Raw genomic sequence first — 26,706 nt, forward strand, 5'->3', positions numbered from 1 at the left:
CCCGGAAAGGAGGCACCAGATGTTCGCTGACGATGACCCCAGGCTCTCCCAGCTGCTCGATGGCATCGTCCGGCTCGCCTCCGGAGACCTCCAGTCGCGCATAGAAGTATCGCCGGCCCGGGACGAGCTCGACGCCATCATCATGGGCACCAACCTCCTGGCCGAGGACCTGCAGATCATATACGAAGAGCTTGAGCAGCGTGTTGAGGTCCGCACACAGCTGCTGCACGAAGCCCACCGCGAAATGCAGATGATGGCCATGCAGGATCCCCTAACCGGCCTCGCCAACCGCTCGGCGCTTCTGTCCGCACTGAAGTCCGCCCAGGACCACGACGGCGATCCCCTCAGCCAGCCCGTCATCCTCCTCCTTGACCTTGACGCCTTCAAATCCATCAACGACACCCTCGGCCACACTGCCGGCGATCAGGTCCTGATCACCGTGGCGCAACGCATCCGCAGCGCCGTCCGGACCAGCGACGTGGTTGCCCGGCTGGGCGGGGACGAGTTCGCCATCGTTATGCCGGCCACGGGCGCCGACCAGGCCACCGTCGTAGGCCAGCGCATCCTGGCCGCCATCAAGGAACCCATTGACCTGCCTGACCGGACCGTCCGCTGCGGGGCGAGCGTAGGACTCAGCGTCGGGGCGGCCGGGCGGAGGGCCGAGGACCTGCTGATGGAGGCCGATGTGGCCATGTACGCCTCCAAAGCCGAGGGCCAGAACCGGCTCCACGTCTTCGAACCCGGGCTCCTGCTCATCCGCAGGCTCCGCAGCCAACTCCTGGAGGATCTCCGGGCCGCCATCAAGGGCAACGGTCTGGTGCTGCACTACCAGCCTGTGGTTGAACTGGGCACCGGCCGCATTGAAGGGGTGGAAGCCCTGATCCGCTGGGACCACCCCACCCGCGGCCGCATCATGCCGGACGAGTTTATCCCGCTGGCAGAAGATGCCGGCCTGATCTCCGAACTGGGCCTGTGGGTGCTCAGCACCGCTGTAGGCCAGCTACGCACCTGGATTGATGCCGACGTGGTGGACAGCCGGTTTTCCGTCCGGATCAACATCTCTGCAACGGATCTGCAGAGCCTGCAGTTCATCGAGGACGTCCGCGCCGTGCTCAAGGAGACAGGCGTCCGTCCCGAGCAGGTTGTCCTGGAGCTGACCGAAGCGGCCATCGTCAGGGGCAACGAACTGGACCGGTATTCCCTGGGCGGGCTGCGCGGGCTGGGGGTCGGGATCGAGATCGACGACTTCGGTACCGGATACTCCTCCATCAGCTACCTGCGCCGGCTCCCCGTGGACCGGGTCAAAGTGGACCGGTCCCTGATCGAGGGCCTGGGTACAGACCCCAGCCAGCCGGCACTGGTGGCTGCAGTCCTGCAGTTAGTGCGCGCCTGCGGGCTCGAAGCCGTGTGGGAAGGCGTGGAAACGGCGGAACAGGCCGAGCACCTCCGGAACCTCGGGTGCCTCAGCGCACAGGGCTATTTCTTCAGCAAGCCCGTTCCGCCCGAACGGATTCCTGCGCTGTTGGCCGAAACTTCTTCCGAAAGTAATAGAGGTTGATCGATTAAGGGCTGCGCTTTGGATCATCCCGATATACGATCAAGTTGCGGTATCCGATTCTTCGAGGCCAGGAAGATCGGCATTAATCAGAAGTAGCGAATTCCGAAGGCATCTGGAAATTTGAAAATAAAGGGGCCAAGGAGCCATTACTTCGTCAACTGGGGGCGTTGCTAATGACGGTTCGGGTACAAGCTTGGGGAGTTATTGCGGCGGTTTTGGCGGATTCCGATCCTGCCGGGGCGGCAATACGTCAGCGCCTTAGCAACCGCTTGGGGGAAAACCCCGGCATGCCGGAACGGGCCCTGCTGGAATATCTTCTGGAACGCCGGCAACAGGACACCACAGACGCGAACACGCCCGACACCGCGCGCTTCCCGCAGCCTCCCAGCGCCATGCCGCCACAGGTGGCCGAGCAGCTGGATTCCTTGCGCAGCCTGTCGCGGATCAGCGCGCTGCTGGAAAACCAGATGTTGATGACCGCGTTCCAGCCCATCTACGGCCTCGAGTCCAAGGCCGTAGTGGGCGTAGAGGCGTTGTCGCGCTTTGTCAGCGACGACGGCGCCAGCGCGGAACTCTGGTTCGCCGAGGCGGCCGCCGTTGGATTGGGAGCCAACCTGGAATTCTCGGCACTCGCATCCGCAGCCGCCGCAGCCGCAAAACTCCCCCCGCAAGTCTATGTCGCCCTGAACATCTCCCCCACGTCATGCCTGGATCCCCGGCTGCCCGAATTGTTCGACCACATCGAGCTGCCAATAGACCGCATTGTGCTCGAATTGACGGACGGAATTTCGGACGAGGAATACTCGCATTTCGTTTCCGCAATTACGCCGCTCCGGGAACGCGGGCTGCGCATTGCAATCGATGACTCACACCCCGGCGCGGGCGCCCTCAGCCGGATGCTCCATCTGCGGCCCGACTTCATCAAGCTGGGCAGGAACGTGATCAGCGGCGTGGACACGGATACGTCCCAGCACGCCCTGGCCGCTTGCCTGGTGGACTTCGCGGAGCAGATCGGCAGTATTCTGGTGGCCGAAGGTGTTGAAACCACCGAGGAACTGATGGTCCTCACAGAGTTGGGCTTCAGCGCCGGCCAGGGCTACCTGCTGGGCCGGCCCTCGGTGCAGCCGAAGGATTGGGCGGCATGGAATACGCCGCTTGACCCCGACGGGCTCCACCGCCTCGCCGCAGCAGCCGATCACGGCACCCACGGTCCCGGCGGCTCCGACTAACGCAAGTCAGCCGCCGGGCCACTCGCCTCGCTCCTGCAAGACCTGCTTCAGCAGATCCGCGCGGTCCGTCACGATCCCGTCCACGCCCAGGTCAAGCAACCGGTGCATCTCGGCGGGGTGGTTGATGGTCCACACATGGACCACCAGGCCCAGGGCGTGCGACCTCCGCACATAGGCAGGCGTCACCACGCGGATCGCCCCGTACCGGACCGGAACCTGCAGCGCCTGGACATCCCGCAACGGACCCCGCAGGACAAATCGCAGCCACGCGGCCGGAAGCACCGGCCCCAGCAGGACGAACAGCGCGTTCGTCACCATCCCGGCGGACGACGCCACCGGGCGGCTCAGCAGCTCCAGCACCGCCCGGCGTCGGCGGTCCGAAAAACTGGCCACCAGGACCCGGTCATGCGCGCCGTGCCGTTCGATGCCGGCGGCCAGGCTTTGCACGGAGTTCCAGTCTTTGACGTCCAGGTTCAGCCGGGCGGCCGGGAAGGCCACCAGGAGGTCATCGAAGAGCGGCACGGGCTCGCGCCCGCCGATCCGCGCGGTGGAAACCTCGGCGGCGGTCAGCTCGGAAATCCGGCCACGGCCGTCAGTGACCCGGTCCAGGGTGTCGTCGTGGAAGAGCAGCAGCACGCCGTCGGAGGTGGTGTGCACATCCGTCTCGAGGTACTCATAGCCAAGTTCGGCGGCGGCCCGGAAGGCGGCCATCGAGTTCTCCAGCCCCTCCCGCGAGAATCCACGGTGGGCCATGGCGATGGGATGCGAAGGACGGGCAGCACCGCCGGAAGCATCAAAAAACGGCTCAGTCACGCTTGTGAGCGTACCGGAGCCGCTGGGCTATGCGTCCAGCGGCACAATCTCCACGCCGTCACTGCAGTGCAGCAGCGTGCGGCCGTGGCCGTCGTCCAGATCCACCCACACAGCGGTGTGGTCCCACGTGATGGCGTCCACGAACCCGCTGGTTTCGTATCCCGGGGCGCGGCGGACGCGCACGCGGTCGCCCTCTTTCAGTGCCTTCCAGTGCGCAGCCGGCTCTGCCGGGCGCAGCGGCGCTTCGGCCGCGCGTTGGTTGCCGTTCCTTGCCATGACTTCCCCTTTAGCCGCGGATGTGTATCCGTTGCCCACGGTAGGCGGCAAACGTGAACGGAAGGTGAGCGGAAGCTGTGAATTTCCGGCTACAGAGCCGGGATCAGGACAGCTCTACGCCCAGCGCCGCGAGCCTGGCCTCGAGAACCTGGGCCACGCCGTCGTCGTCAAAGTGGGGTGCCTGCTGCCCGGCGGCGCTGATGGCGTCCGGATGGCCGCTGGCCATGGCGTACCCGTGGCCTGCCCAGCGCAGCATCTCGACGTCGTTGGGCATGTCCCCGAACGCCACGACGTCGGCCGCGTCAATGGACAGGGAGTTGGCGTATTCGGCCAGAGTGACGGCCTTGTTGACGCCGGGGAGCGACAGTTCCAGCATCGCCACGGTGGGCGCGGAGTGCGTGGCGGCCGCCAGGTGGGCGACGGCGGGCCGCACCGCGGCCAGGAAGTCGTCCGCGGTGCCATCCCTGACAATCGCCAGGAATTTCACGACGGCGTCGTCCGGGGTGAGCGTTTCGGCCAGCGGGGCGGGGGTAAATTCGGCCAGCAGCTCGCTGGTGCCGTTCTCGATGAAACCGGGCTCAAGATGGAATCCGGTCAGTGTTTCCGCGGCGAAGAGAGCGGCCGGGCGCAGTTCCTTGATGATCCGCCGCAGTTCCAGCACCGCGTCCATGCCCAGCGTCCGGGCGGAAACCAGCCGGTCCGCTTCGAGGTCCCACACCACGGCGCCGTTGGAGCAGATGACCGTGCCGGTGTGGCCCAGCTGTTCCTCCAGCGGGTGGAGCCAGCGCGGCGGGCGGCCGGTGACAAAAACGAGCTCGATGCCGGCGTCCCGGCAGGCGTGGAAGGCCCGGACGGTGCGGTCGCTGATCTTTCCGTCGTGCCCAAGAATCGTTCCGTCAATATCACTTGCTACCAGCCGCATCCTGCCAGTCTACGTGGGGCAGGGGGCTTCCCGGGCCGTGAAGCCTCCTCCCTGGGGCCGGCCTGTTGGAGTCGCCCGGCGACGTTTTTTGACGCCGCGCTACGTTCTGTTGAGCCTGCACGTCGTTGCGTGAACGGTTGACGGCAGCGGCGACGTGGCCATCAACCCCACCGAAAACGCCCAGACGCTGAAACTGTTCCAGGACGGAAAGCTCGACGGCGCGTGGCTGCCTCAGCCCTGGGCCTCCCGCCTGGTGCTGACCGCCGGGGCCAAGGTCCTGGTTGACGAAAAGGACCTCTGGGACGGCTCACTCTCCGGCAAGGCCGGCGAGTTCCCCACCACCATCCTGGTTGTGAACAAGAAGTTCGCCGCCGAGCACCCGGACACCGTAAAGGCGCTCCTTAAGGGCCACGCTAAGTCCGTTGACTGGCTGAACAGCGCGGCTGCAGCCGAGAAGGCCAGCGTCATCAACGCTGCCCTCAAGGAAGCGGCCGGTGCCGAACTGAAGGCCGACGTGATCGAGCGGTCCCTGAAGAACATCGTCTTCACGGTCGATCCGCTCGCCGGAACCTACCCCAAGCTGCTCAAGGACGGCGTGGAGGCCGGCACCACCAAGCAGGCAGACATCAATGGCATCTTCGACCTGACGGCCCTCAACGAGGTCACCGGGGCGAAGACCTCGGCTGCCGGGCTCGGCAAGGAGTAGACCGCGTTCAACCCGCCCGCTTGCCTGCAACTTCTCCGGATTGCAGACAGGTGGGCGGGTTTTTCGCGTTCCCTCCGGGTTTCTTTTCGGGCCGACCGGCCGGGTCGATAATGACCGTATGGTTCACTTCACCGCCACTGTTCAGCTGCGGGGTCCCAATCCCTTCGTGGACGTCCCGACGACAGCTGTGGCTGAGCTGCTGCCGCTTGCGGAGCATGGCCGGATCAGGGTGACCGGCACGCTCAGGGGTACGGAGTTCAACGCCACCGTGATGCCGGTCTCAGGTCCGGACGGCACTTCCTGTATCTTTCCGGCGGCCTGAGGACGGCAACGGGCGTGCGCATCGGGGAAACGGTCACATTGGACGTTCAAGCGCTCAACACCAACGAGGTCATCCCACCCGGAGATTTATCGGCAGCCCTGGACGCGGCCGTGGGAGCGGCAGGCAACTGGGGGCAGCTGCCCGTTTCGCAGCGGCGGGAGTTGACGCGCTTCCTTGAGGACGCCCGAACCCCGTCGACGCGGGCGCGCCGGGTGGAGCAAATTATGGCCCAGGTGCTGGGCGGGGACGTCCGGCCGCCGGGCCTGCGCGCGGTGGGCTGCCAGGAGCATCTGCAGGGCCTAACACCCTGAAGATCACGCGCCATGACCCCGCGTCGCAGCGAACAAGCCCTGATAGTATTCCAATATTCATTGGAATACTGGAGGTCGAAAGTGAACCGGGACGCCTACGCGCACGTGGCGCGCATTGGAAAGGCCATCAGCAGCGGAAACCGGCTCGAACTCCTCGAGCTGTTGGCGCAGGCTGAGCAGTCCGTTGACAGCCTGTCCCGCTTGTCCGGCATGGGGGTGACGACCGTTTCTGCCCACCTGCAAGTACTGAAGGGTGCCGGCCTGGTGCGGACGCGCAGGGATGGCACCAGGATCCACTACCGGCTGGCTGGTCCGGAGGTCGCCGGATTGTTCGTGGCGATGAAGAACATGGCGGCCCGGGTCCTCCCCGGCCTCTCCACCATCGACGGTGAGAAGGACTCCGGCAGCGGCCGCGATGACTCCGTGCCGCTGATCCGCACCATCGAGGAAATCCGCGAGGCATACATGCTTGATGTCCGCCCCGCGCACGAATACCAGGCAGGCCACTACCCGGGAGCGGCATCGATTCCCCTGGACGAGCTGGCCTCCCGGATCGGGGAAGTTCCGCGGGATCGGAGGGTCATCGTCTATTGCCGGGGCGAATTCTGCCGGCTCGCCCGTGATGCGGCACGTCTGATGCGCGGGCAGGGCATCGACGCGTACGCCATGGATGAAGGCGTCCTTGAATGGCGCGCCAGCGGCGACGTCGACCTGACCGCCACCGCATAGGCCCCGGCTGTGCAGCAGATCCCAGAAAAACTGGTCCAGTTCTACTCCTTTTCCCCGGAGCGCCGCCATGCGCTCTATCGGCGCACCCTCGCCGTCGTCATCATTTCCCAGATTTTCGGAGGGGCCGGTCTCGCCGCCGGCGTCACCGTCGGCGCCCTTCTGGCCCAGCAGATGCTCGGCACCGCAGGGCTGGCAGGCATCCCGGCGGCACTATTCACGCTCGGCTCAGCCGGGGCGGCCTTCCTGGTCGGACGGATTTCCCAATCCCGGGGCCGCCGTGCCGGCCTGGCCTCGGGATTCATCGCCGGCGGCATCGGAGCAGCCGGCGTCGTCCTGGCAGCGGTAACGGACAGCGTGGGCCTGTTATTCATTGCCCTTCTCGTCTACGGTGCCGGAACGGCCACCAACCTGCAGGCACGGTACGCCGGAACCGACCTCGCACCACCCCAGCGGCGCGCCACCGCAGTCAGCCTGGCCATGGTGTCCACAACACTCGGCGCCGTTGCCGGACCGAACCTGGTCACCCCGATGGGCGCATTCGCCACAGCCTTGGGCATCCCGGCCCTGGCCGGACCGTTCCTGCTCGCCTCAGTCGCCTACGCCTTCGCGGGCCTGGTGCTGTATTTCTGGATGCGGCCCGACCCGCTCCTACTGGCTACCGCGATCAGTGCCCAGGACCGGGCGGAGACTGCCCCGGCCACCGATTCGCCGTCCACCCCGGAACCGCCGGGGAACAACCGCGGTGTCGCCGTCGGCACCACCGTCATGGTCCTCACCCAGATTGCGATGGTCGCCATCATGACCATGACCCCGGTCCACATGCAGTCGCACGGTCACGGCCTGACCGAAGTCGGAGTTGTGATCGGCATCCATATCGGCTTCATGTACCTGCCCTCGCTGATCACTGGCGTCCTCGTCGACCGGCTCGGCCGGGTCCCCATGGCCGTCGCCGCGGGCGTGACGCTCCTGGCAGCCGGGATCCTTGCGGCGACGGCCCCTGCGCAATCCATGGGGCAACTGATGATCGCACTCGCGCTGCTCGGACTGGGCTGGAACTTCGGCCTGATCAGCGGCACGGCCCTCATCGTCGACGCCACCCCGCTCGAAACCAGGGCCAAGATACAAGGCTCCATTGATGTCCTTATCGCCCTTGCCGGCGCAACAGGCGGCGCCCTGTCCGGAGTCGTCGTCGCCGGCGCCAGCTACGCCGTTCTGTCCCTGGCCGGAGGCGTCCTGTCCCTCCTTCTGATTCCCGTCGTGGTCTGGTCACAACGTACAACACCCCGTAACTGAGTGCCCCGCCGATTTCGGACGCCGCGGCCGGCGCCGTCCCGGCTAACCCTGGCGGGCTTCCCCGGCGACCAGGCTACACCGTGCGCGACCGCAGCGACGTGCTCGAAGGCGGCGGCTATCCCGGCGCGCCGGACTTGCGCGGCGCGCCAGCCTCGACGGGTAGCCCGGCCTCAGCCCACTCGGGATAGCCCTCCTCGAGCCTGACGGCAGGCATACCCTGTTCCCGCAGCGTCCGGACCGCCTCGTCGGCGAACACGCAGTACTGTCCGCGGCAGTATGCCACGATGATGCGGCCGTGCGGCAGGTCCTTCATCCTCCCCGCCAGCTCTCCGACAGGAACCGAAACCGCGCCCGGGATGTGGCCGGAGCGGAATTCGCGCTCAGGCCGCACATCGAGAACTACGACATCTCCGGCGGCCATTCGGTTGGTCAGCTCAGTCCGGGTCAGGGAGTCCAAGGCCGCCCTGTCCCCCAGGTAGGCCTCGGCGAGTTCGTCGAGTTCTGCGACATGCTCGGATGCAACCTCCCGCACGGCCGCCCAGAGTCGCGTGACAGCGGTGCCGCTGAGGCGGTAATGGATCCGCGTTCCTTCGCGACGGGTGCGCACCAGGCCTGCCCGCAGGAGCTGCTGAAGATGCTGCGAAGTATTGGCGATGCTCTGCCCGATTTCCTCGGCAATTTCGTCCACAGGGCGCTCACCCTGGGCCAGGACATCCACTATCTCGGCGCGCCGACCACTGCCAAGGACCTTGGCCACGGAAGCAAATGCATCAAACAGCTTGTCCTTTGCCGGCCTGTCACTCATGCCCGATCCTCCGCAAATCATATTCAAGTAGGTACTTGACAAGATATACCCACCGGGTGTCGTATTCAAGTATTCACTTGAATACCACCCGGGCCGCGCCACGGACCCCGGGACAACCCGGAAAAGAGGCGAATTGCGATGGAATCGACAGCGACCTTCCGCAATGGCATTGACGTCGACCAGCTACTGGGGACCATCGATGCGATCCAGGCAGATCCCACCCAGGGCAGCTTTACGTTCAGAGCCACCAGCACCTGGCGCGGCGGCACCCATAACTCGGGAAAGATCCTGGGATTCACCCATGCGGGGGAACCCGACACCACCCGGACCGGAGACTTCACGACCGAGGGTGACGAACCTCCCGTGCTCCTCGGAAACAACGCCGGACCCAATGCCGTCGAACTGCTGCTGCAGGCCCTGGGCTTCTGCTACGCCGTCGGATACGCGGCCAATGCGGCCGCCCAGGGTATAGAGATCAGTTCACTGGAGTTCCACGTCGAAGGCGATCTGGATGTTCGGCCCTTCCTCGGCCTCGAAGGACCTCGGCCCGGATTCACCGCCATCCGTGCGCAGGCACGGGTCTCCAGCCCGAATGCCACCCCGGAGCAGCTTCAGTCCCTATGCCGGTATGTCCAGGACACGTCACCGGTCCGCGACTGCCTGGCCAACCCGGTTCCGGTTGAAACCACCCTCGAAATCGTATGAAGCACGGGTATAGCCATGGACATGGGAACAGTTGCAGTTGACCGAACCGAGCTTGAGGACAAGGTCAAGCAGGTCTATCGGGCGGTGGCCCAAAACCCCGCTGGCAAGTACCACTTCAAGATGGGACGTGGTCTTGCGGAGCAGCTGGGCTACCCGGCCTGGCTGCTGGACGCGATCCCTGCCGCCGCCGTCGAGTCCTTCGCCGGGGTGGGATATTTTTTCGACCTGGCGGACCTCAGGCCCGGAGAAAAAATCCTGGACCTGGGCTCAGGTTCGGGGATGGACGTCTTCGCCGCCGCCGTCACGGTGGGATCCGGCGGGCAGGTGGTGGGCCTTGACATGACCGAGGAGCAGCTGGAGAAGGCCGACGGCCTGCGGAAAGAGGGCGGCTTTCCCCAGGTCGCCTTCGCGCACGGGTACATCGAAGAACTCCCCTTCGACGATGCCAGGTTCGACTGCATCATCTCCAACGGCGTCATCAACCTGTCCGCGGACAAAGCCGCTGTGTTCCGCGAAGCGGCACGCGTGCTGCGCCCAGGAGGACGCCTGGCGGTTGCCGATATCGTCACCGAAAGGCCGCTGACCCAACAGATTGTCTGCAACATTGATCTCTGGGCCGCCTGCATCGGTGGCGCCACGCAGGAAGACACCTACCAGGAATTGATCGCCGGCAGCGGGTTCGCGCTGAAAACGCTCCGGACGAATCCGTATGAGTTCCTCTCCGACAGCGCCCGTGCGGCGACCACGAAATACGGCGTCAGGAGCCTCTCGATCCTCGCGTATGCCGGCTGACCTGCGGCACGTTGCCTTCGGAATTGCGCCACGCATAAGGATCCCCAAAGCGCTCCGGTTGCGGTGAGGGCAGATGTCTCATCGGATTGCGTGCCGTTGCCTCCGCGTGGCCAAGCCGGCGGTCGGTGATGCCGGAATCAGCCTAAGTTGCAACTGAGTTCAGTTCGGCACGCGTGGGCGGGTTGGCGCCCGGGCGGGAAACCGTGACGGCCGCCGCGCGGGCAGCGTGGGCCAGGAGCTCAGCCAGGCCCTCGGCCGGAAGCTCGCGCAGGTCCTTCCGGTTCTGCGCGCCGTCCAGGCCCCGGTCCACGATCCCCGAAAGCAGCGCGGCCATAAAGGAATCACCTGCGCCCACGGTGTCGGCCACTTCCACGCGAGGCGCGTCAATCGCGGCTTCACCGGCGGCCGTAATTCCCCACGGACCGGCCGCGCCCCGCGTGACCACCACCACGGCCGGCCCCTCGGAGCCACCCAGCGACAGCCAGCGGCGCGCTGATTCCAGCACATCCACACCCGGATACAGCCACTCCAGGTCCTCGTCGGAGGCCTTGACCACGTCCGAGAGGGTGACAAACTTCTCCGCCTGCGTCCGTGCATAATCCACGTCGGTGATGATGCTGGGCCGGCAGTTGGGATCGAAGCTGATGGTGGCGGCGGGATGGGCGTGCTCGACGGCGGCGAGCACCGCCGCGGCGCCCGGCGCCAACATCGTGGCGATGGAGCCGGTGTGCAGCAGGGTGGTTCCCTGCAGCATAAAGGCGAGGCGGTCCGCCAGGCCGGGAAGCTCCCAGGCGAGATCGAACGTGTAGGTGGCGGCGCCGTCGTCGTCGATTACCGCGGTGGCTACGCTGGTTGGCAGCTCGTCGGGGCCCAGCGGCAGCATAACGGAGCTGGAGCGCAGGTGCGCCGCCACCGAATCCCCGTAGGCGTCGCGGCCGTAACGGCCGACGAATTGCACGGGATGGTCGAGGCGGGCCAGGCCCACCGCGACATTAAGGGGACTGCCGCCCACGTGGGCTTCGATTCCGGAGGCGCGCTGGACAACGTCAACAAGGCCCTCGCCTATAACTGTGAGCATGGTCATACTCTGCCAGAGATGCGACTGCCTACACAGGCGTGTTACGCGTCGCCCACCATGGAGATGTGACATCCCATGTCCTCTAGCCGATGACGGCTGCCATGCCCGACGTGGAACACGTCCTGGCGGTCCGCGGCACCGGCGGCTACCGGCAATACAGGATCCCCGCCCTCGCCGTCTCGCGGCAGGGCACCCTGCTGGCCGCCTATGACGGCCGCCCCAACCTCGATGATCTGCCCAACCCGATGGACCTCCTGCTCCGGCGCAGCACGGACAGCGGCCGGACCTGGGGCGATCAGCATATGGTGGGGACGGGCGGCGGCCTTAACGGCTACGGCGATCCGAGCCTCCTGGTGGACGTGGATACCGGCCGGATCTTTATGTTCCACGCCGCCGGTACGCATGCCGGATTCTTCGAAGCGGCGGCCAGGCTGGAGCCTAACTAGTGGATAACTAGTGGCCTTCGGCACCGGCGTCGGTGGCAGTTTTGTCCTGGCCGGGCACCCGGTCCTGGGACACCGCTATGCGGGCGGCCACGTGGGCCACTTCGCCTCGCCGTACGCATTCCACGAGGGCCAGGCTATTCTCTGCGTCTGCGGCGGCGCCGGGCATGTTGAGGCCATCGCCTCCGGGCCCGCCATCCGCGAGGCGTACGTGCGGCTCGGCGGCAAGGAACCGGCGCTGGACGCCCGCGGTGTCTTTGCCCTCGCCGGCGACAGCGATGCCATAGCCATCAAGGCGTGGGCATGGGCGCCTCTGCCGCCGGCCAGGCCGTGGGCGGACTCGCCAACATCCTGGACCCGAAGTGGTGGTGGTTTCCGGCGGGCTCTCCGACGCCGGCGCGCCCTGGTGGCGTCCCATGGAACGCGCCCTTCGCGCCGAACTCCTGCCCGCGCTGCTCGGCCTCCCCGTCCTCCCGCTAAACTCGGCAACGCAGCAGCAATGGTGGGCGCCGCGCGACTGGTCCTCACCACCACTCGGTCCTAAGCACCTCGTCATTCCCTGATCTTCAGCCCGCTCCGTCAACCTTCCAGAGGAACCGACCGTGATTCTGACCCCCAAAGCCCTGCGCGGGCAACTCATCGTGTCCTGCCAGGCGTATCCGGGCGAGCCCCTGCGGGACCCGCGCAGCACGGCGCAGATGGCCGCTTCCGCAGTGATCGGCGGCGCCGCTGCCGTCCGTGTCCAGGGTCTGGCCGATGTGCAGTTCACGCGTGCAGCGGTGGAGGTTCCGGTGATCGGGCTCTGGAAGGACGGTCACGACGGCGCCTTCATCACTCCCACACTCCGTCATGCTCTGGCGGCGGCCAACGCGGGCGCCCACGTGGTGGCCATCGACGGCACGCGCCGGGAGCGTCCGGACGGCCTGACCCTGGCCCTGGCCCTGGCCCAGACAGTGGCGGGCATCCACCACGATTCCCACGCCTTGGTGATGGCGGACTGCGGCTCGTTCGACGACGCTGCCGCGGCGGTCGAGGCCGCGGCCGTCGTCGTCGGAACCGCGATCACGCACCCGGCCACCATCACCGGCTGGTTCGCCGAGACCCTCAAGTGACGCCCGGGCCCACCGCCGCTGAGTCCGGGAGCTACCTGCTGGCCGGCACGGTCCTGACCGACGGCTCGATCCAGGACGACGCAGTGGTGGCCGTCGCGGACGGCCGCATCGCGTATGTAGGGCCCCGCGCGGGCTTGGATGAGGCGTCGCTGCCCGGTCTTGAGGAACTCGAACTGCCGCGGGGCAGCCTGATTCTGCCCGGCCTCGTTGACCTGCACTGCCACGGGGCCGTGGGCGGCGACTTCCCCAGCGGCGACAGCGGGGCTGCCAGGGCCGCCGTGGACTTCCTGCACCGCAGCGGCACCACCACGCTGCTGGCAAGCACGGTGACCGCGTCCCGCGAGGACCTGCTGCGCGGCCTGGAAACCCTGCGGCTGCTTGCCGATGAAGGGCTCATCGCGGGCATCCACTCCGAGGGGCCGTTCCTGTCCCACGCGCGATGCGGCGCCCAGGATCCGCGGTACCTGCGCGAGCCGGACCTCCCCCTGCTGGGCGAACTGTTGGCCGCGGCCGGCGGCCACCTGCGGACCATGACGTACGCGCCCGAACTTCCCGGCGCCGACGCCGTGGTGCGGATGCTCGCCGAGCACGGCGTCACGCCGTCGCTGGGCCACACTGACGCGGACGCGCGGACGACGGCGGCCTCCCTCACCGGGGCGGCGGAGCTGCTGGCGGCATCCGGCCTGGGGACCGTATCGCGCCCCACTATCACACACCTCTTTAACGGTATGCCGCCGCTGCACCACCGCAGCCCCGGACCTGTCGCCGCGTGCCTCCGGCTGGCCGGGGCCGGCACGATTGCCGTCGAACTCATCGCCGACGGCGCGCACCTGGACCCCGAAACAGTCCGGATGGTCTTCGAGTTGGTGGGGGCTGAAAACGTGGTCCTGGTGACCGACTCCATGGCCGCCACTGGGCTGCCGGACGGGGACTACGAGCTTGGCCCCGCCGCCGTTTCCGTCAGCGGTGCCGTGGCCCGGCTCAGCAACGGCACCCTCGCTGGCGGGACGGCCACATTGCTGGACGTTGTGCGGCGGACCATTAACGCCGGCGTGGAGCCGGCCGCCGCTGTTTTGTCAGCCACCGCGGTTCCGGCGGCCATCATCGGCCAGGGGCAGGAAATCGGAAGTCTCCGCGCGGGCCTGCGGGCCGACGTCGTAGTGGTGGACCGCAACTTCCGCCGCGTCCTGGTCCTGCGCGAGGGGCGCACCCTGGGCCGCCCCGCCGTCGGAGTTTAGCGCCGGCTCTGGCCTGCGGGAACGCCGTCAAGGCCGGCGTCCAGCACCGGCGCGCACGCGGGCAGGGGGCGGACAATTGGAGCACCTTGCAGTGACTGTTTGGAGCCATCATGCGCCGTTCCACTGGCTGGCTAAAACACCACAGGCCTTTCGGCATTCTTTGTCCTGACCTACGCGATTTCCTGGGCATCGTGGCCCGCTTACGCGTCAGGGCTGATTCCCCGCATGGAATTCCTGCCGATAGGCCCGCTTGCTGCGGCCATTATCGTCATAGCCCTGGCCGAGGGCCGCCCTGGCTTCCTTGCCTGGGGACGGCGACTCATCCGGTGGCGCGTCGGGTGGGTGTGGTACGCCGTCGCGCTTCTCCTCCCCGCCGTCCTTGTCCTCGTCACGGGGCTCACCACCATGGCACTCGGGGCCTCCGCTCCGGGCCTCGCACAGCTGACGTGGAACGGGCTGCTGACCGTCTTCGCCGTCCGGCTGGTCAATCCGCTGGACGGACCACGCGGCGAGGAACCCGGGTTCCGCGGCTACGCCCTCCCGCTGCTTCAGGCGTCCCGGCCTCCGCTGGTGTCCGCAGCCATTCTCGGCGTCCTCGTGGCCCTCTGGCACCTGCCGCTGGTCCTCTTTGGCGGGCTAAGCGTGATCGGCCTGCCGACGACGTTCGCCATCACCTTCCTCTACGTGTGGCTTTTCAACCGCACAGGCGGCAGCGTCCTGCTGACGCTCCTGTTCCACAACAGCCAGGGCACCCTTCACGATGCGTTCCTTCGGCTTCACCGGTCCCGGCGCCGGCCGCGCGGAGCTGATCTACTTCGTGGTCGTCGTCCTCGCGGTTCTGGCCACTGTGGCGCTGGACCGCCGGGCATGGCGCAAGCACCCCGCCCGGCCACCGCCGTCGGGCGTTTCTCCTTTAGGAGGCGTCCCAGGTGAACGACGGCGGGCAACAGTCGCCCTGCGAACGGCGCCTGTAGTCCCGGTCAGGACCTGGCCGCATCGCGCTAGACTTTCGATTATGACCGGTGCCCCTCCCCGTCTTCTGGCCTGGCTCGTTGCCCTGACGATGCTCCTCACGGCGTGCGCGCCCGCGATCGGCTTTGACGAGACCGCCACCGATCGACCGATAGCGACGTCCTCGGCCCGGCCAGCCGCTGGCGACGTCGCCCCCGCCCCTCACCGGACTCCGGCCCCCACACCGACGCCGGTTCCCACGCCGACGGCGGTGCCCCAGGCGTTTGCCCTGAACCTCTACCAGGAGGGGGACTTCGTGCCGCAGTACACCTTCGACTGGTGTGTGGCGGCGAGCATCCAGATCGCGCACAACCTCATCGATGACACGGGGGGCGGCACGTGGGCCGATCGCGCTCAGCAGAACGACCTGTGGGAGATGGCCCGGGCACGGTCGTCCAACTCGTTCAACGGTGCCAACCCATTGGGTTGGGCCGAGGTGCTGACTGACGTGGGGATGGGGCCATACGCCGTTGTCAGCATCGCCAACTACGAGGACGCGCCGCAAACGGCGGCGCGTGCCATCACCGAAACGGGCCGGCCGGTCGGGCTGGTCATGTGGAGCGGTCGCCACGCGTGGGTGATGAGCGGGTTCGAGTCGCTCGGCGATCCCGGCCAGTTCCCGGAGTTCTCGGTCACCGGCGTCCGCGTCCAGGATCCGCTCTACCCGCACGGCAGCGGGCAGTGGGGTCCATCGCCTGCGCCCAACAGCCTGCTCAGCCCCGAGCAGCTGGCGACGCAGTTCGTGGTCCGTGAGCCGCGACGCTGGAGCAGCGATCTGCCGGCGGGCTACCTGCTGGTGCTGCCGCAGGCCGAGGCCTGACCAGGCCTCGGCCGTTCTTCAGATTCGTCCCTGGGCGTAGGCTCGGCCGATGCGTAGCGTCCGAGCTGATTCGAGTGATTCCGTTGGGGGTGGTGATTCCGCGCCGATTTACAGAGTTCGATTCTGGACCCCGCCGCCTGCACCACATTTCGCCTGGTTCGTGGATGAGTGGGATGTGACTGAGGCCGAGCAGGTCACGGACGTCATCGAATGGGCGGCGGGGAAAATAAAAAGTGATTTGACTCACATGCAATTCTGCAACTAGCTTGTTGTTAGCGCTAACAACAAGGAGATGGAACTAGGCTTCCGGCACGCAACCGACCTCCTCGCCTGCCTGTTGGCAGCTCTTCAGATGTCCAAGGCTCGGGCCCTGCACATCAAGGCAGTACCGCTCCACCGGCAAGCGCAGACGCCTGCCGACCCAGCACCACTTCGCGGACAAGCTTCCGCGGGAGGAGAAATCGTGAGAATTAGGAAATTCCTGGGCGCCGTCGCCGTCGTCCTCGCAGTCACTGTGGGTGCCACAGGGTGCGGAAGCCGGGGCGGAGCAGCCACCCCGGAAGCCACTGCGAATCCCAGTGAATCCCTGGTGGGTATTTCGATGCCCACTCAGACGTCCGAGCGTTGGATCGCCGATGGCGGAAACGTGGAAAAGTCCTTGAAGGGACTTGGTTACAAGACTGACCTGCAGTTCGCCAACGACGACATCCCCACGCAGGTATCGCAGATCGAGAACATGCTTACGAAGGGCGCTAAGGCCCTCATCGTTGCAGCCATTGACGGCACTACGCTGACCGACGTCCTCGCCAAAGCGAAGGAACAGAACGTTAAGGTCATCGCATACGACCGGCTCATCAACGGAACGCCGAACGTCGACTACTACACCACGTTCGACAACTACACCGTGGGTGTGCAGCAGGCAACGTCGCTGCTGACCGGGCTGGGCCTGGTTGATGCCAGCGGCAAAAAGGTGGAGGGCAAGGGCCCGTTCAACGTTGAGCTTTTCGCCGGCAGCCCGGATGACAACAACGCCAACTTCTTCTGGACCGGCGCCATGGCACGCTGAAGCCGTACCTGGACGCCGGAACCCTCAAGGTCCCCAGCGGCCAGACCAAGTTCGAGCAGGCAGCCATCCTGCGCTGGCAGGCCCCCGTTGCCCAGAAGCGGATGGAGGACATCCTCACCGCGGCCTACAGCTCCGGGACCAAGCTCGACGGTGTGCTCTCCCCCTATGACGGTCTCTCCATCGGCATCATCTCGGCCCTGACCAGCACCGGCGGCTACGCCAAGGGTGACCTGCCGGTCGTCACGGGCCAGGACGCTGAGAAGGGCTCCGTGAAGTCCATCATCGCCGGTGAGCAGTACTCCACCATCTTCAAGGACACCCGCCAGCTGGGTTCCCAGGCCGTGAAGATGGTCGACGCCCTGCTGAAGGGCCAGGAGCCGGAGGTCAACGACACCAAGACCTACAACAACAAGGTCAAGGTGGTTCCGGCCTACCTGCTCAAGTCCCTGATCATCACTGCGGAAAACTACAAGAAGGAACTCATCGACTCCGGCTACTACACCGACGCCGACGTCAAGTAATCATCTTGCGGGGTTGCGGCCGGCCGCACGGCCTGGCCGCAACCCCTTCCCGTAGAACCCTGCAGCCGCAGGCCAATCCAGTTTTCCAACCAGTCAGTGGGAATTGACGATGAACACACCCATTCTTCAAATGCGAGGAATCACCAAAACCTTTCCGGGCGTGAAGGCCCTGCAGGATGTCACCCTTGACGTGAACCGTGGCGAGGTCCACGCCATTTGCGGAGAGAACGGGGCGGGCAAGTCCACCCTGATGAAAGTCCTGTCCGGGGTCTACCCGCACAACTCCTTCGACGGGGACATCCTTTTCGAAAACGAGCCCTGTAACTTCTCCAGCATCAACGACAGCGAGAAACGCGGCATCGTCATCATCCACCAGGAGCTCGCCCTGAGCCCCTACCTCTCGATCGCCGAAAACATCTACCTCGGAAACGAGCAGGCCAAGAACGGCTGGGTGGACTGGCGGAAGACCAACCTGGAGGCCGCCAAGCTGCTGGCCAGGGTGGGCCTGAGCGAAAACCCCATCACACCGGTCCAGCACATTAGCGTGGGCAAACAGCAGTTGGTGGAAATCGCCAAGGCGCTCTCGAAGGAAGTCAAGCTCCTCATCCTGGACGAGCCCACCGCTGCGCTCAACGACGAGGACTCCGGCCACCTCCTGGACCTGATCCTGCATCTGAAGGGCCAGGGCATCACCAGCATCATCATCAGCCACAAACTCAACGAAATCCGCAGAGTCGCAGACGCCGTCACCATCATCCGCGACGGCAAAACCATGGAGACGCTCCGGCTCGATGAAGGCCAGATCACGCAGGAACGGATTATCCGCGGCATGGTGGGCCGGGACCTGGAAAGCCTCTACCCGGACCGGGACCCGAAGATCGGGGAGGAAGTCCTGCGGATCGAGGACTGGTCCGTCAGGCACCCCCAGGACCACACACGCATGGTGGTGCACAACGCCAGCCTCAACGTCCGCAAGGGCGAAGTGGTGGGCCTCGCAGGCCTGATGGGAGCGGGCCGGACCGAGCTGGCCATGAGCGTTTTCGGACGCACTTACGGCACGGCGGTGTCCGGGAAGGTGTACAAGTACGGCAAGGAAATCAACACCTCCACGGTGTCTCAGGCGATCGGGCACGGGATCGCGTATGCCACCGAAGACCGGAAGCACTACGGCCTGAACCTCATTGAGGATATCCAGCGGAACATCTCCATGGCCGCGCTCCGCAAGCTGGTCAAGGGCGGCTGGGTGGACAAGAACCGGGAAACGGTGGTGGCCAACGGCTACCGCAAGAGCATGAACATCAAGGCGCCCTCAGTTGCTGCCATCACCGGCAAACTGTCCGGCGGAAACCAGCAGAAGGTGGTGCTAAGCAAGTGGATGTTCTCGGACCCGGACGTGCTGATCCTCGATGAGCCCACCCGCGGGATCGACGTCGGCGCCAAATTCGAGATCTACACGATCATCGCCAGGCTCGCGGCGGAGGGAAAAGCTGTCATTGTCATCTCCTCGGAACTGCCCGAACTCCTCGGCATCTGCGACAGGATCTACACCCTGTCGGCCGGCCATATCACCGGCGAGGTGCCCATCGCCGAAGCATCCCAGGAAACCCTCATGCACTACATGACGAAAGAGAAGGAATAGGACCATGTCCGCCCTACGAGAATCCCTCGGCTTCCTGACAAGCCGCCTCCGGCAGGTTGGCATCTTCGTTGCCCTGATCCTGATCGTCCTGCTGTTCCAGATACTGACCAACGGCATCCTCCTGGAGCCGCAGAACGTCACCAACCTGGTGGTCCAGAACAGCTACATCCTCATCCTCGCCATCGGCATGGTCATGGTGATTATTGCCGGCCACATCGACCTCTCGGTGGGATCGATCGCCGGCTTCATCGGCGCCGTTGCCGGCGTCATGATGGTCCACTGGGGCTGGGCCTGGTGGCTGGCCATCCCGGCCTGCCTTCTGGTGGGAGCGCTCGTCGGGGCGTGGCAGGGATACTGGATCGCCTACGTCGGCATCCCGGCGTTCATCGTCACGCTCGCCGGCATGCTGATCTTCCGCGGCCTGACCCTGATCACCCTGACGAACCAGCAGATCACCCCGTTCCCCTCCGAACTCCGGGCCCTGGGCGGCGGCTTCCTCCCCGACATCTCCGGGGGCACGTCAGTGCTGGAATGGCTGACCGTCATCCTGGGCGTGGGCGCCACTGTTGCGCTGCTCATCCAGGCGCTCAAGGAACGCCGGATCCGCAAAAAGTTCGACCTAGAAAACGAACCCATGGCCTGGTTCGCGACCAAGACCACCTTCGTTGCCCTGCTCATGCTGATCATCACGTTCCTCCTCGCAAGCTACCGGGGCACCCCGATCGTCCTGATCGTGCTGGCAGTCCTGGTGATCGTGTACACGGCGCTGATGAACAACAGCGTCTTCGGCCGCCACACCTACGCGATCGGCGGCAACCTGCACGCAGCAGAGCTGTCCGGGGTCAAGACCAAAGCCGTCACCTTCCGGCTATTCGTCAACATGGGCGTCCTGGCGGCACTGGCAGGCCTGGTGTTCACGGCAAGGCTCAACTCCGCACAGCCAGCCGGCGGCACCGGCTTCGAACTCGACTCCATCGCCGCCGCATTCATCGGCGGCGCCGCAGTCCAGGGCGGCATCGGCACGGTGGCCGGCGCCATGATCGGTGGCCTGATCATGGGCGTGCTGAACAACGGCATGTCCATCCTGGGCCTCGGCACCGACTACCAGCAGCTCATCAAGGGGCTGGTCCTCCTGCTGGCCGTCGGCTTCGACATCTTCAACAAGAACCGCAGCAGTGGCGGCGGCAGCACTATCGGGAAGCGGTTCAAGTTCAGGACGTCCCCGCCGGCCACCACGGAATCCCAGGCACCCGCAGGGACGACGGACCCGTCGAAGGATCGCCCGGTCCCCGTTTCCGCAGCCAAGCCTAAGTAGCCAAGAAACTTACCGCAACAATTAACAAGGAACCGATATGTCTACCCCCATGGACCGCATTGAGATAGATGTCGCCAGTCGGCACCTTCTGGACGAAGAGCTGGATGCCGCCGTCCGGCGCCTTCAGGAAGTCGCCCTCCTGACGGGCGCGCACGGCATCTTGGTGACCCGGGTCGCTCCTGGCCACTACACCGCAACACTGTCAGACCAGGTTCCTTTCGGGATGACCCGCGAACTGGTTTGCTGAAGGCTGGCGGAATCGTGGACGAAGCCACCGGAGACTGGGATCAGCTCATTGGCAGCTGGGTGGAACTGCGCTCTGGGGGGGAGCGTTGTCCGTACCGGCGAAGTTGAGGCCGTTGCAGGGGACTCGTCAGTGATGTGGCTGAAGTTCAACGGCAACCACGGCCGGCAAATGGTGGCCAAGACGGACAGCTACGAGGTTCGGCCGATTCGTTAACCCGGGGTTCACATGAGGGTGGCACTCGCTCGGTGTGGTTAAGTTGCTTCGACCGATAGAATTCCGCTGACCCTATACGGCCCCTACTGAGTCGTCAGATCCGCGATAGGAACGCCAGGGCAACCAACAAGCCCTAGACGCTCGCGGCCGCCCCGGACACGCGCACGGCGACCTGCCCGCTCCCCTGCGCCAGCTGCGAGGCTGCGGCTTCGTCAGCCACCACCGTCACGTGCGGGTGCAGCTGCAGGACCGACCCCGGGCAGTCAGCAGTGACGGGCCCGTTGAGGGCGGCGGCCAGGATGCCGGCTTTGTCCGCGCCGTTGACCACCAGCAGGAGGTGGCGGGCTTCCAGGATGGTGCCCAGGCCCTGCGTGATGCAGCGGAGCGGCACTTCTTCCGGCGTGCTGAAGTAGCGGGCGTTCGCCTCGCGGGTGCGTTCCGTGAGGACTTCCACGCGGGTCCGGGAGTCCAGGGCGGAGCCGGGCTCGTTGAAGGCCAGGTGGCCGTTGTGGCCGATGCCGAGGATCTGCACATCGATGCCGCCAACTCCGGCAATGGCGGCGTCGTAGACAGCGGCTGCGGCCTCGGGGCCCGCGGCGCTTCCGTCCGGCACGGCAACGTTGGCAGGATCCAGATGCAGCCGCTCAGTCACTTCGCGCCGGACAACTTCGGCGTAGCTTTCGGGGTGTCCGGCGGGCAGGCCCACGTACTCGTCGAGGGCGAAGGCCCGGACGGAGGACATGTCCAGCCGATGGTTGGCGAGCGCCGCGTAGATGGGCAGCGGCGATCCGCCCGTGGCCACACCCAGGACGGCGTCGGGCTTGCTGCGGATAACGGCAGCGAGGATCCCGGCGGCGACGGAACCGGTAGCTGAGGCGGTAGGCACAACGAAAATTTCCACGGCAAAGGCACTCTCTACGAAAAGGGCAGGGCTAAATCCGCCCGGGCGCAGGCGGCGAAGGAAAGGCGGAGGGAAACAGGCTAGGCGGCCGCGACATCCTTGAGTTTCAGGCGGATGCCGTCAAAGTGGCGTTGCAGGCGTTCGGACGCAAGAGCCTTGTCCTTGTTGGCCACGGCCTCGAAGATGTCCCAGTGGTCCTGCGTCTGCTGCTCAAGGTTGACCGGGCCGGTACCGATGGCCAGGTGGATCTTGCGGTAAACCTGCCAGAACACATCCATGAGGTTGATCAGCAGCTCATTGCTCAGGGGGGCGTACAGGCGGCGGTGGAATTCGGCGTCGTGCTCATGCAGCGGCTCCCCCTTCTTGGCCGCGTCCTCCATGGCTTCCATGATGGAGCGCAGGTCAGCCACGTGCTCGTCGGTGAGCAGGTCAATGGCCGGTCCGATCAGCCCGGACTCGAGGGCCTGGCGCACATCGATGAGCTCCATGGCTTCCTCGCCCTTGTGGCGGAGGGACAGCCGGCCGCGGAACGTCAGGCCGGACACCAGGGCGCTGAAGTTGTTGGGTGCAACGAACATGCCAAAGCCATGCCGAATCTCAATGACGCCCAGTGCCTGGAGTACTTTCAGGGACTCGCGGACGGTGTTGCGGCCCACGCCGAGCTCGGCGGAGAGCTCACTTTCGGTGGGCAGCGCGTCACCGACGTCCAGGCCGCGGTCCAGAATGAGGTCCATGATCCGCGTCTGCAGGGCATGCGAACGGAGCTGCGCACTGAAACGGGCGGGCGATACTTCTTGCGATGCGATGGCCACGTGGGTCTCCTCCTTGCCGCGCTTAGGGGTCGCGACTTGTCCTACATCTAAAGGGTACGGGAGATGGGACGTCCAATGTCTAGATATTGGGAACGTATTTTTTGAGCAGTTCCAACCCTCAGGGACCGAATCTAACCCAGGAGCGCCGAATCTAACCCAAAAGGGACCGAACAAGCTCGCGGCACGCCCGGTAACCAGGCGTTTTGGGGTCGATCAGGGCGTAATGGTCCCCGGGAACCCTGACCAGCCGGGTCTCCATGTTTGCCGTGGTTCCGGAGTTAACATAGGACTCGGACTGACCCAAGGGAACCGTGGTGTCCTCCGATCCATGGACAGCGATGACCGGCACGGCCAGCGGAAGGGCGGTCATGGGGTCGGCGTACCTGTAGCGGTGCGGATATTTCGACGACGACCCGCCCAGGAGGTTGCTCACCGCACCGTTGCTGAGGTTCAGCTTCTCCGCCTCGGCCAGGTTGAGCAAGCCGGACTGGCTGACCACGCCGGTGAGGTGCACCGCGGAGGCATCTGAGGTGCGGGGCACCTGGCGGTCAGCATCCGGCATTCCCAGCTGGGTAAGCTTCCCCCGGCCGGCAGCCCAGGCGGCCAGATGCCCGCCGGCTGAATGGCCCAGCGCCACCACCGGACCCAGGTTCAGGGCATGCTTGGCCGCGAGGTCGCCCAGCTTGTCGATACCGGTCAGCACGTCAGTGAAGGTGTTTGGCCAGCCGCCCCCGTTTCCGGCCCGGCGGTATTCAAGGTTCCAGGCGGCCATGCCATGGGCGGCCAGGTCCTTGGCGATGGGCTCCCCCAGCTCTGCGCCATACTGCGAGCGCCAGTAGCCGCCATGGATCACCACCACCACGCCGCGGTGCTCGGCGCCGGCCGGCAGCTCCGGCAGGAAAAGCTCGCCCCATTGGCTGGCGTCCTCGCCGTACTGGTACTTGTGCCGCTTCACTGCATCCCCCTTGGCACCGCCACCGGCGGTACCGTCCCGCCCGGCGCCGGGCGAACACGCGGCGCCGAGAATTCCAACGGCCGCCGCGGCAGCCGCACCAACCAGCGTGCGAAAGACAAACGTCCGACGCCGCAGATCAGCCATGTGCCGAGCCTACAGCGTGGTGCCTCCCGGCAAAGTCGCCGAGCAGGAAACCGGTAGATTTGTGCCCGTGAATTCCATCCTCGGGATGACCTGGAGGGACTACCGGGACGCAACAGCCGCCGTCGTGCGTTTCCTGCGGGCGCTCCGTGGCGCTCCCGGGTACTAATACGTCGCCGGACCACCGGCGGCCGCCCGGGAAGGGCGTAGTGTCGGTAGTAGGAGATTTCGGGGGTGGCATATAGGTCCGGGGTTGAATATACGGGCCGCGCGCGAAGAGAGCGCACAGCCGCCAGCCGGGTCGTGTGACCCCGGCGATGCTTGGAATTGAGGCCGCATGGCCGAGAATGATGCTCTGCCGACGGCGGAGCAATTGCAGGACCTACTCCTTGAAAGTCCGGGCTTCACCGAATTCCTCTTGGGACTGACAGCGATTTCCGCGTCCTTGCTGGGCGGGGAGACGCCCCTGCTGTGTGCCATCACGGTGGAACGGGAGACCGGGCCCGTGACGGTAGCCAGCAGCACGGAGACCGCCCGGAGCCTGGACGAACGCCAGTACGCACTCGACAACGGTCCCTGCCTGACGGCGCTGCGGGAGCAGCGCACAGTCCTTATCCGTGATCTTCAGGCGGACGAGAGTTGGGCCTGGTATGCCGGGGCGGTCGCAGACGAAGGCATCCGGACAATCCTGGCCGTCCCCATCCCCACCGACAACGGTTCCCGCTCCGCCCTGAACTGCTACTCAACCCAGCTGAATACGTTTGCCCCGGACACGGTGACCGCCATCGAGGAGCACGCTGCATCGCTGTCCCGGATCCTGCGCTTGGCAATCCGCGTGCACCCTTCGGACCCCTACCCGGAGCATTTGAGGTCGGCGCTGCGGTCCCGGGCCGTTGTGGACTCGGCCGTGGCCCTGATCATGGTGCAGAACCGCTGCAGCCATGAAACCGCCGTCAAGCTCCTGCACCTTGCCTCCCGCAGCAGCAACCGCCGGCTGCATGACATTGCCGGGGACATCCTGCACCACGCCTCAGATATCCCCGTCATCACCGGAGGCGGGGAGAAATGATGGACGACGGCGGATTGGGCACCCCCCAGCCTGCCTTCGAGGCGGCCCAGCGCAAGTTTGCAGCCGTCCAGTTCCAGAGCGGGAACAACAGCCTCCCGGCGCTATGGACCTACTATTACGGGATCGGCGGAAACGTCGATCAGCTCGGGGTGGACGCCTATCTGCACGAGCTGGTGGAATTGGCCCCGCTGCAGATGGATCTCATCCAGACCGCCATCAAGGAGATCACGGCGGACGGACCGGGAAGTGCACATGTCTCAGGACTTTGATATCCGAGAACCCCAATCCGGCAAAGTTGGACGTGCCGGCGCGGGCCTGAACGAGTTTGTGCTCCACCTGCAGGACCTCGTCCTGGCAAGCTCCGACGTCCGTGAATTCCTGGCCGCCACCGCCGCGATTTTTGCCACGCAGCTGTCACAGCCCGGGAACCACTTGTCCTGCGGGATCACGGTGGTCCGGCAAAAGCGGCCCGTCGCTGTGGCCAGCAGCGATACACTCGCCCGGAACCTGGACGAACTGCAAAACAGCATCGGCCATGGACCTTGCCTGACAGCCCTCCGGACAAAATCCATGGTCCATGTCCCGGATCTGGACGCCGATGTCCGGTGGCCGAAATATAACCAGGAAGCCCGCAAGACGGGCATCGGCTCCATCCTGGCGGTCCCAATGCATCTGCAGGCTCCTTCGCAGGCTGTGGTAAACCTCTACTCCCCCAACACGGATGGCTTCCCGCATCACGGGATGGATGCGGCTGTTGGCCTGACGGGCATCGCCGCCAAGGCGCTGGACCTCGCCCTGAACATCGCACAGCTGCGCGACGCCCGTGACGACCTCGCCGCCGCCCTGAAGTCCCGCACCGTCATTGACACGGCCATTGGGGTCATCATGGCGCAGAGCCGGTGCAGCCGCGATGCGGCATTCCAGATATTGGTCAATGCGTCGAGTCACCGCAATATGAAGCTAAAGGAGGTGGCCGCCGGCATCATTTCTGGAATTGCCGGCGAACGGGTGTTTCCCACCACTTACGATGAATAGCCACAAAGCCGGTATTCGTGCAGGTCCGGGTCCGCAGCCCACCGCGCACGTTAGGCTTTACCTGAAGCGCTGAACGGTCACAAACAGGCTCATCCGGCACGCCGGAGGCCGGTCACGCAGAATGGCCGGAGGCAAAAAGCATGATCAAGAAGTATCCCCTGGATGAACTATCCACTGCCTTGGGCAGGATTATGGGGCTGCTCCTCACGGAAGAAAAGTGGACCACGCCGTCCAGCATCTCTCCCGCGCCGTCAGGGATTCCATCCCGGGGACTCTTGGGGCAGGTGTCTCAATGCTTGATCCCCATGCCCGCCCGGTCAGCTCCGGATCTACCGACAGCGTGGTGGAACGCGCCGACGCCCTTCAGTATGAACTGGTCCAGGGGCCCTGCCTGACAGCCTGGGCCACCCAAGAGAGCATCCTCATCCATGACGTTGCAACTGAAGCCCGCTGGCCAAACTGGAGCGCCGCCGTCGTTGACTTGCCAATCCGCTCAGTGATCAGCACCCCGCTGATCGCCGACGGGCAGGCCCAGGACTCTGGACATGGGCTGATGCGGTGGAATGGCTTCCGCGTGATTCCGCTGATCTTGTTGCGGGCTGGCTGTTAATTTTCACCTGTTTGCGATA

The 26,706-nt window shown here is 65.6% G+C and carries 29 protein-coding genes and 2 pseudogenes; 23 read left to right on the plus strand and 8 right to left on the minus strand.

The features are described 5' to 3' along the window. Window positions 1–19 precede the first annotated feature (19 nt). Together ACX80M_RS15065 and ACX80M_RS15070 are read left to right on the plus strand one after the other, a co-directional pair. Complete coding sequence (locus tag ACX80M_RS15065) at window positions 20–1,558, plus strand: putative bifunctional diguanylate cyclase/phosphodiesterase (RefSeq protein WP_252601971.1); 1,539 nt, start codon at window positions 20–22, stop codon at window positions 1,556–1,558. A gap of 287 nt (window positions 1,559–1,845) precedes the next feature. Beyond that, entirely contained in the window at window positions 1,846–2,787 is a 942-nt protein-coding gene (locus tag ACX80M_RS15070; protein ID WP_252601969.1) for an EAL domain-containing protein, read from the plus strand. Window positions 2,788–2,793: 6 nt separating this feature from the next. Here ACX80M_RS15070 and ACX80M_RS15075 read toward each other — a convergent pair whose 3' ends face one another. The 3 genes from ACX80M_RS15075 to ACX80M_RS15085 all read right to left on the minus strand — a co-directional run bounded on the left by ACX80M_RS15075 (window position 2,794) and on the right by ACX80M_RS15085 (window position 4,798). Next, a complete protein-coding gene (locus ACX80M_RS15075; protein WP_374209961.1) occupies window positions 2,794–3,600 on the minus strand; it encodes a glycerophosphodiester phosphodiesterase in 807 nt (268 codons plus the stop codon). Between the two features lie 27 nt (window positions 3,601–3,627). Next, on the minus strand, window positions 3,628–3,876 hold the full coding sequence (locus tag ACX80M_RS15080) for a hypothetical protein (RefSeq protein WP_252610889.1): 249 nt from the start codon (window positions 3,874–3,876) through the stop codon (window positions 3,628–3,630). 103 nt (window positions 3,877–3,979) lie between these two features. Then, window positions 3,980–4,798 carry an HAD family hydrolase gene (locus ACX80M_RS15085; RefSeq protein ID WP_252601965.1) on the minus strand — a complete coding sequence of 273 codons (819 nt, stop codon included), beginning with the start codon at window positions 4,796–4,798 and terminating at the stop codon, window positions 3,980–3,982. 136 nt (window positions 4,799–4,934) lie between these two features. Here ACX80M_RS15085 and ACX80M_RS15090 point away from each other — a divergent pair. The 5 genes and pseudogenes from ACX80M_RS15090 to ACX80M_RS15110 all read left to right on the plus strand — a co-directional run. After that, window positions 4,935–5,504, plus strand: a pseudogene (locus tag ACX80M_RS15090) (ABC transporter substrate-binding protein); the annotation flags it as partial. A 118-nt stretch (window positions 5,505–5,622) separates the two neighbouring features. Continuing rightward, on the plus strand, window positions 5,623–5,826 hold the full coding sequence (locus ACX80M_RS15095; protein WP_252610887.1) for a DUF1905 domain-containing protein: 204 nt from the start codon (window positions 5,623–5,625) through the stop codon (window positions 5,824–5,826). Window positions 5,827–5,840: 14 nt separating this feature from the next. After that, window positions 5,841–6,137 (plus strand): YdeI/OmpD-associated family protein, encoded by a 297-nt coding sequence (locus ACX80M_RS15100; protein ID WP_252601959.1) that lies wholly within the window; start codon window positions 5,841–5,843, stop codon window positions 6,135–6,137. Between the two features lie 81 nt (window positions 6,138–6,218). Then, window positions 6,219–6,866 (plus strand): metalloregulator ArsR/SmtB family transcription factor, encoded by a 648-nt coding sequence (locus tag ACX80M_RS15105; RefSeq protein ID WP_252601956.1) that lies wholly within the window; start codon window positions 6,219–6,221, stop codon window positions 6,864–6,866. Between the two features lie 9 nt (window positions 6,867–6,875). Beyond that, the gene (locus ACX80M_RS15110) at window positions 6,876–8,159 is read left to right on the plus strand and encodes an MFS transporter (protein WP_459309918.1); all 1,284 of its coding nucleotides are present in this window, start codon (window positions 6,876–6,878) and stop codon (window positions 8,157–8,159) included. Window positions 8,160–8,274: 115 nt separating this feature from the next. On the opposite strand, the gene ACX80M_RS15115 is transcribed toward ACX80M_RS15110, so the two are convergent. Continuing rightward, window positions 8,275–8,964 carry an ArsR/SmtB family transcription factor gene (locus ACX80M_RS15115; protein WP_252601952.1) on the minus strand — a complete coding sequence of 230 codons (690 nt, stop codon included), beginning with the start codon at window positions 8,962–8,964 and terminating at the stop codon, window positions 8,275–8,277. Window positions 8,965–9,102: 138 nt separating this feature from the next. Between ACX80M_RS15115 and ACX80M_RS15120 the strand changes: the two genes are divergently transcribed. Both ACX80M_RS15120 and ACX80M_RS15125 read left to right on the plus strand, forming a co-directional pair. Then, window positions 9,103–9,669 carry an OsmC family protein gene (locus ACX80M_RS15120; RefSeq protein WP_252601949.1) on the plus strand — a complete coding sequence of 189 codons (567 nt, stop codon included), beginning with the start codon at window positions 9,103–9,105 and terminating at the stop codon, window positions 9,667–9,669. Window positions 9,670–9,690: 21 nt separating this feature from the next. Continuing rightward, window positions 9,691–10,461, plus strand: a complete 771-nt coding sequence (locus ACX80M_RS15125; protein ID WP_252601946.1) for a methyltransferase domain-containing protein — start codon at window positions 9,691–9,693, stop codon at window positions 10,459–10,461. Between the two features lie 142 nt (window positions 10,462–10,603). Here ACX80M_RS15125 and ACX80M_RS15130 read toward each other — a convergent pair whose 3' ends face one another. Continuing rightward, the gene (locus ACX80M_RS15130) at window positions 10,604–11,539 is read right to left on the minus strand and encodes a PfkB family carbohydrate kinase (protein ID WP_252601944.1); all 936 of its coding nucleotides are present in this window, start codon (window positions 11,537–11,539) and stop codon (window positions 10,604–10,606) included. Window positions 11,540–11,628: 89 nt separating this feature from the next. Between ACX80M_RS15130 and ACX80M_RS15135 the strand changes: the two genes are divergently transcribed. The 10 genes and pseudogenes from ACX80M_RS15135 (at window position 11,629) to ACX80M_RS15180 (ending at window position 20,951) form a co-directional block, all read left to right on the plus strand. After that, entirely contained in the window at window positions 11,629–11,985 is a 357-nt protein-coding gene (locus ACX80M_RS15135; protein ID WP_252610879.1) for a sialidase family protein, read from the plus strand. A gap of 10 nt (window positions 11,986–11,995) precedes the next feature. Then, window positions 11,996–12,526, plus strand: coding sequence for an ROK family protein (locus ACX80M_RS15140; protein ID WP_252601938.1), 531 nt, complete (start codon window positions 11,996–11,998; stop codon window positions 12,524–12,526). Between the two features lie 58 nt (window positions 12,527–12,584). Next, window positions 12,585–13,094 (plus strand): hypothetical protein, encoded by a 510-nt coding sequence (locus ACX80M_RS15145; protein WP_459309919.1) that lies wholly within the window; start codon window positions 12,585–12,587, stop codon window positions 13,092–13,094. After that, a complete protein-coding gene (nagA, locus tag ACX80M_RS15150; protein WP_252610875.1) occupies window positions 13,091–14,332 on the plus strand; it encodes an N-acetylglucosamine-6-phosphate deacetylase in 1,242 nt (413 codons plus the stop codon). The genes ACX80M_RS15145 and nagA overlap by 4 nt, the downstream gene beginning before the upstream one ends. A 225-nt stretch (window positions 14,333–14,557) precedes the next feature. Then, the gene (locus ACX80M_RS15155; protein WP_459309920.1) at window positions 14,558–15,265 is read left to right on the plus strand and encodes a CPBP family intramembrane glutamic endopeptidase; all 708 of its coding nucleotides are present in this window, start codon (window positions 14,558–14,560) and stop codon (window positions 15,263–15,265) included. 82 nt (window positions 15,266–15,347) lie between these two features. After that, a complete protein-coding gene (locus ACX80M_RS15160; protein ID WP_252601926.1) occupies window positions 15,348–16,163 on the plus strand; it encodes a hypothetical protein in 816 nt (271 codons plus the stop codon). A 463-nt stretch (window positions 16,164–16,626) separates the two neighbouring features. Further along, window positions 16,627–17,750: pseudogene (gene chvE / locus ACX80M_RS15165) on the plus strand (multiple monosaccharide ABC transporter substrate-binding protein). A 109-nt stretch (window positions 17,751–17,859) separates the two neighbouring features. After that, window positions 17,860–19,389 carry a multiple monosaccharide ABC transporter ATP-binding protein gene (gene mmsA, locus ACX80M_RS15170; protein WP_459309921.1) on the plus strand — a complete coding sequence of 510 codons (1,530 nt, stop codon included), beginning with the start codon at window positions 17,860–17,862 and terminating at the stop codon, window positions 19,387–19,389. Window positions 19,390–19,393: 4 nt separating this feature from the next. Next, complete coding sequence (gene mmsB, locus ACX80M_RS15175) at window positions 19,394–20,704, plus strand: multiple monosaccharide ABC transporter permease (RefSeq protein ID WP_459309922.1); 1,311 nt, start codon at window positions 19,394–19,396, stop codon at window positions 20,702–20,704. A 37-nt stretch (window positions 20,705–20,741) separates the two neighbouring features. After that, a complete protein-coding gene (locus ACX80M_RS15180) occupies window positions 20,742–20,951 on the plus strand; it encodes a hypothetical protein (RefSeq protein ID WP_459309923.1) in 210 nt (69 codons plus the stop codon). Between the two features lie 346 nt (window positions 20,952–21,297). On the opposite strand, the gene ACX80M_RS15185 is transcribed toward ACX80M_RS15180, so the two are convergent. The 3 genes from ACX80M_RS15185 to ACX80M_RS15195 form a co-directional block, all read right to left on the minus strand. After that, window positions 21,298–22,065, minus strand: a complete 768-nt coding sequence (locus ACX80M_RS15185) for a glucosamine-6-phosphate deaminase (protein ID WP_252614876.1) — start codon at window positions 22,063–22,065, stop codon at window positions 21,298–21,300. An 80-nt stretch (window positions 22,066–22,145) separates the two neighbouring features. Next, window positions 22,146–22,871 (minus strand): FadR/GntR family transcriptional regulator, encoded by a 726-nt coding sequence (locus ACX80M_RS15190; protein WP_374209949.1) that lies wholly within the window; start codon window positions 22,869–22,871, stop codon window positions 22,146–22,148. Window positions 22,872–23,028: 157 nt separating this feature from the next. Continuing rightward, window positions 23,029–23,976 (minus strand): alpha/beta hydrolase, encoded by a 948-nt coding sequence (locus tag ACX80M_RS15195; RefSeq protein ID WP_256473070.1) that lies wholly within the window; start codon window positions 23,974–23,976, stop codon window positions 23,029–23,031. Window positions 23,977–24,310: 334 nt separating this feature from the next. Here ACX80M_RS15195 and ACX80M_RS15200 point away from each other — a divergent pair, with 334 nt between their 5' ends. From ACX80M_RS15200 to ACX80M_RS15215, 4 genes are all read left to right on the plus strand, one after another. Beyond that, complete coding sequence (locus tag ACX80M_RS15200; RefSeq protein ID WP_252601845.1) at window positions 24,311–25,042, plus strand: GAF and ANTAR domain-containing protein; 732 nt, start codon at window positions 24,311–24,313, stop codon at window positions 25,040–25,042. Continuing rightward, window positions 25,039–25,311, plus strand: a complete 273-nt coding sequence (locus ACX80M_RS15205; RefSeq protein WP_459309924.1) for a hypothetical protein — start codon at window positions 25,039–25,041, stop codon at window positions 25,309–25,311. Before ACX80M_RS15200 ends, ACX80M_RS15205 begins: the two co-directional genes overlap by 4 nt. Further along, the gene (locus tag ACX80M_RS15210) at window positions 25,295–26,077 is read left to right on the plus strand and encodes a GAF and ANTAR domain-containing protein (protein WP_459309925.1); all 783 of its coding nucleotides are present in this window, start codon (window positions 25,295–25,297) and stop codon (window positions 26,075–26,077) included. The genes ACX80M_RS15205 and ACX80M_RS15210 overlap by 17 nt, the downstream gene beginning before the upstream one ends. A 217-nt stretch (window positions 26,078–26,294) precedes the next feature. Further along, window positions 26,295–26,687: a GAF domain-containing protein gene (locus ACX80M_RS15215; protein ID WP_459309926.1), complete on the plus strand. Its 393-nt coding sequence runs from the start codon at window positions 26,295–26,297 to the stop codon at window positions 26,685–26,687. The last annotated feature ends 19 nt before the right edge of the window (window positions 26,688–26,706 follow it).

This window comes from Pseudarthrobacter sp. MDT1-22, from assembly GCF_054511035.1.

Excerpts from the sequence above, each read along its gene's own strand:
- ACX80M_RS15065 (WP_252601971.1), top strand. The coding sequence starts at position 20 with ATGTTCGCTGACGATGACCCCAGGCTCTCCCAGCTGCTCGATGGCATC.
- ACX80M_RS15070 (WP_252601969.1), top strand. The coding sequence starts at position 1,846 with ATGCCGGAACGGGCCCTGCTGGAATATCTTCTGGAACGCCGGCAACAG.
- ACX80M_RS15080 (WP_252610889.1), bottom strand. The coding sequence starts at position 3,876 with ATGGCAAGGAACGGCAACCAACGCGCGGCCGAAGCGCCGCTGCGCCCG.
- ACX80M_RS15085 (WP_252601965.1), bottom strand. The coding sequence starts at position 4,798 with ATGCGGCTGGTAGCAAGTGATATTGACGGAACGATTCTTGGGCACGAC.
- ACX80M_RS15095 (WP_252610887.1), top strand. The coding sequence starts at position 5,623 with ATGGTTCACTTCACCGCCACTGTTCAGCTGCGGGGTCCCAATCCCTTC.
- ACX80M_RS15115 (WP_252601952.1), bottom strand. The coding sequence starts at position 8,964 with ATGAGTGACAGGCCGGCAAAGGACAAGCTGTTTGATGCATTTGCTTCC.
- ACX80M_RS15120 (WP_252601949.1), top strand. The coding sequence starts at position 9,103 with ATGGAATCGACAGCGACCTTCCGCAATGGCATTGACGTCGACCAGCTA.
- ACX80M_RS15125 (WP_252601946.1), top strand. The coding sequence starts at position 9,691 with ATGGGAACAGTTGCAGTTGACCGAACCGAGCTTGAGGACAAGGTCAAG.
- ACX80M_RS15130 (WP_252601944.1), bottom strand. The coding sequence starts at position 11,539 with ATGCTCACAGTTATAGGCGAGGGCCTTGTTGACGTTGTCCAGCGCGCC.
- ACX80M_RS15135 (WP_252610879.1), top strand. The coding sequence starts at position 11,629 with ATGACGGCTGCCATGCCCGACGTGGAACACGTCCTGGCGGTCCGCGGC.
- ACX80M_RS15155 (WP_459309920.1), top strand. The coding sequence starts at position 14,558 with ATGGAATTCCTGCCGATAGGCCCGCTTGCTGCGGCCATTATCGTCATA.
- ACX80M_RS15160 (WP_252601926.1), top strand. The coding sequence starts at position 15,348 with ATGACCGGTGCCCCTCCCCGTCTTCTGGCCTGGCTCGTTGCCCTGACG.
- mmsA (WP_459309921.1), top strand. The coding sequence starts at position 17,860 with ATGAACACACCCATTCTTCAAATGCGAGGAATCACCAAAACCTTTCCG.
- mmsB (WP_459309922.1), top strand. The coding sequence starts at position 19,394 with ATGTCCGCCCTACGAGAATCCCTCGGCTTCCTGACAAGCCGCCTCCGG.
- ACX80M_RS15180 (WP_459309923.1), top strand. The coding sequence starts at position 20,742 with ATGTCTACCCCCATGGACCGCATTGAGATAGATGTCGCCAGTCGGCAC.
- ACX80M_RS15195 (WP_256473070.1), bottom strand. The coding sequence starts at position 23,976 with ATGGCTGATCTGCGGCGTCGGACGTTTGTCTTTCGCACGCTGGTTGGT.
- ACX80M_RS15200 (WP_252601845.1), top strand. The coding sequence starts at position 24,311 with ATGGCCGAGAATGATGCTCTGCCGACGGCGGAGCAATTGCAGGACCTA.
- ACX80M_RS15205 (WP_459309924.1), top strand. The coding sequence starts at position 25,039 with ATGATGGACGACGGCGGATTGGGCACCCCCCAGCCTGCCTTCGAGGCG.
- ACX80M_RS15210 (WP_459309925.1), top strand. The coding sequence starts at position 25,295 with ATGTCTCAGGACTTTGATATCCGAGAACCCCAATCCGGCAAAGTTGGA.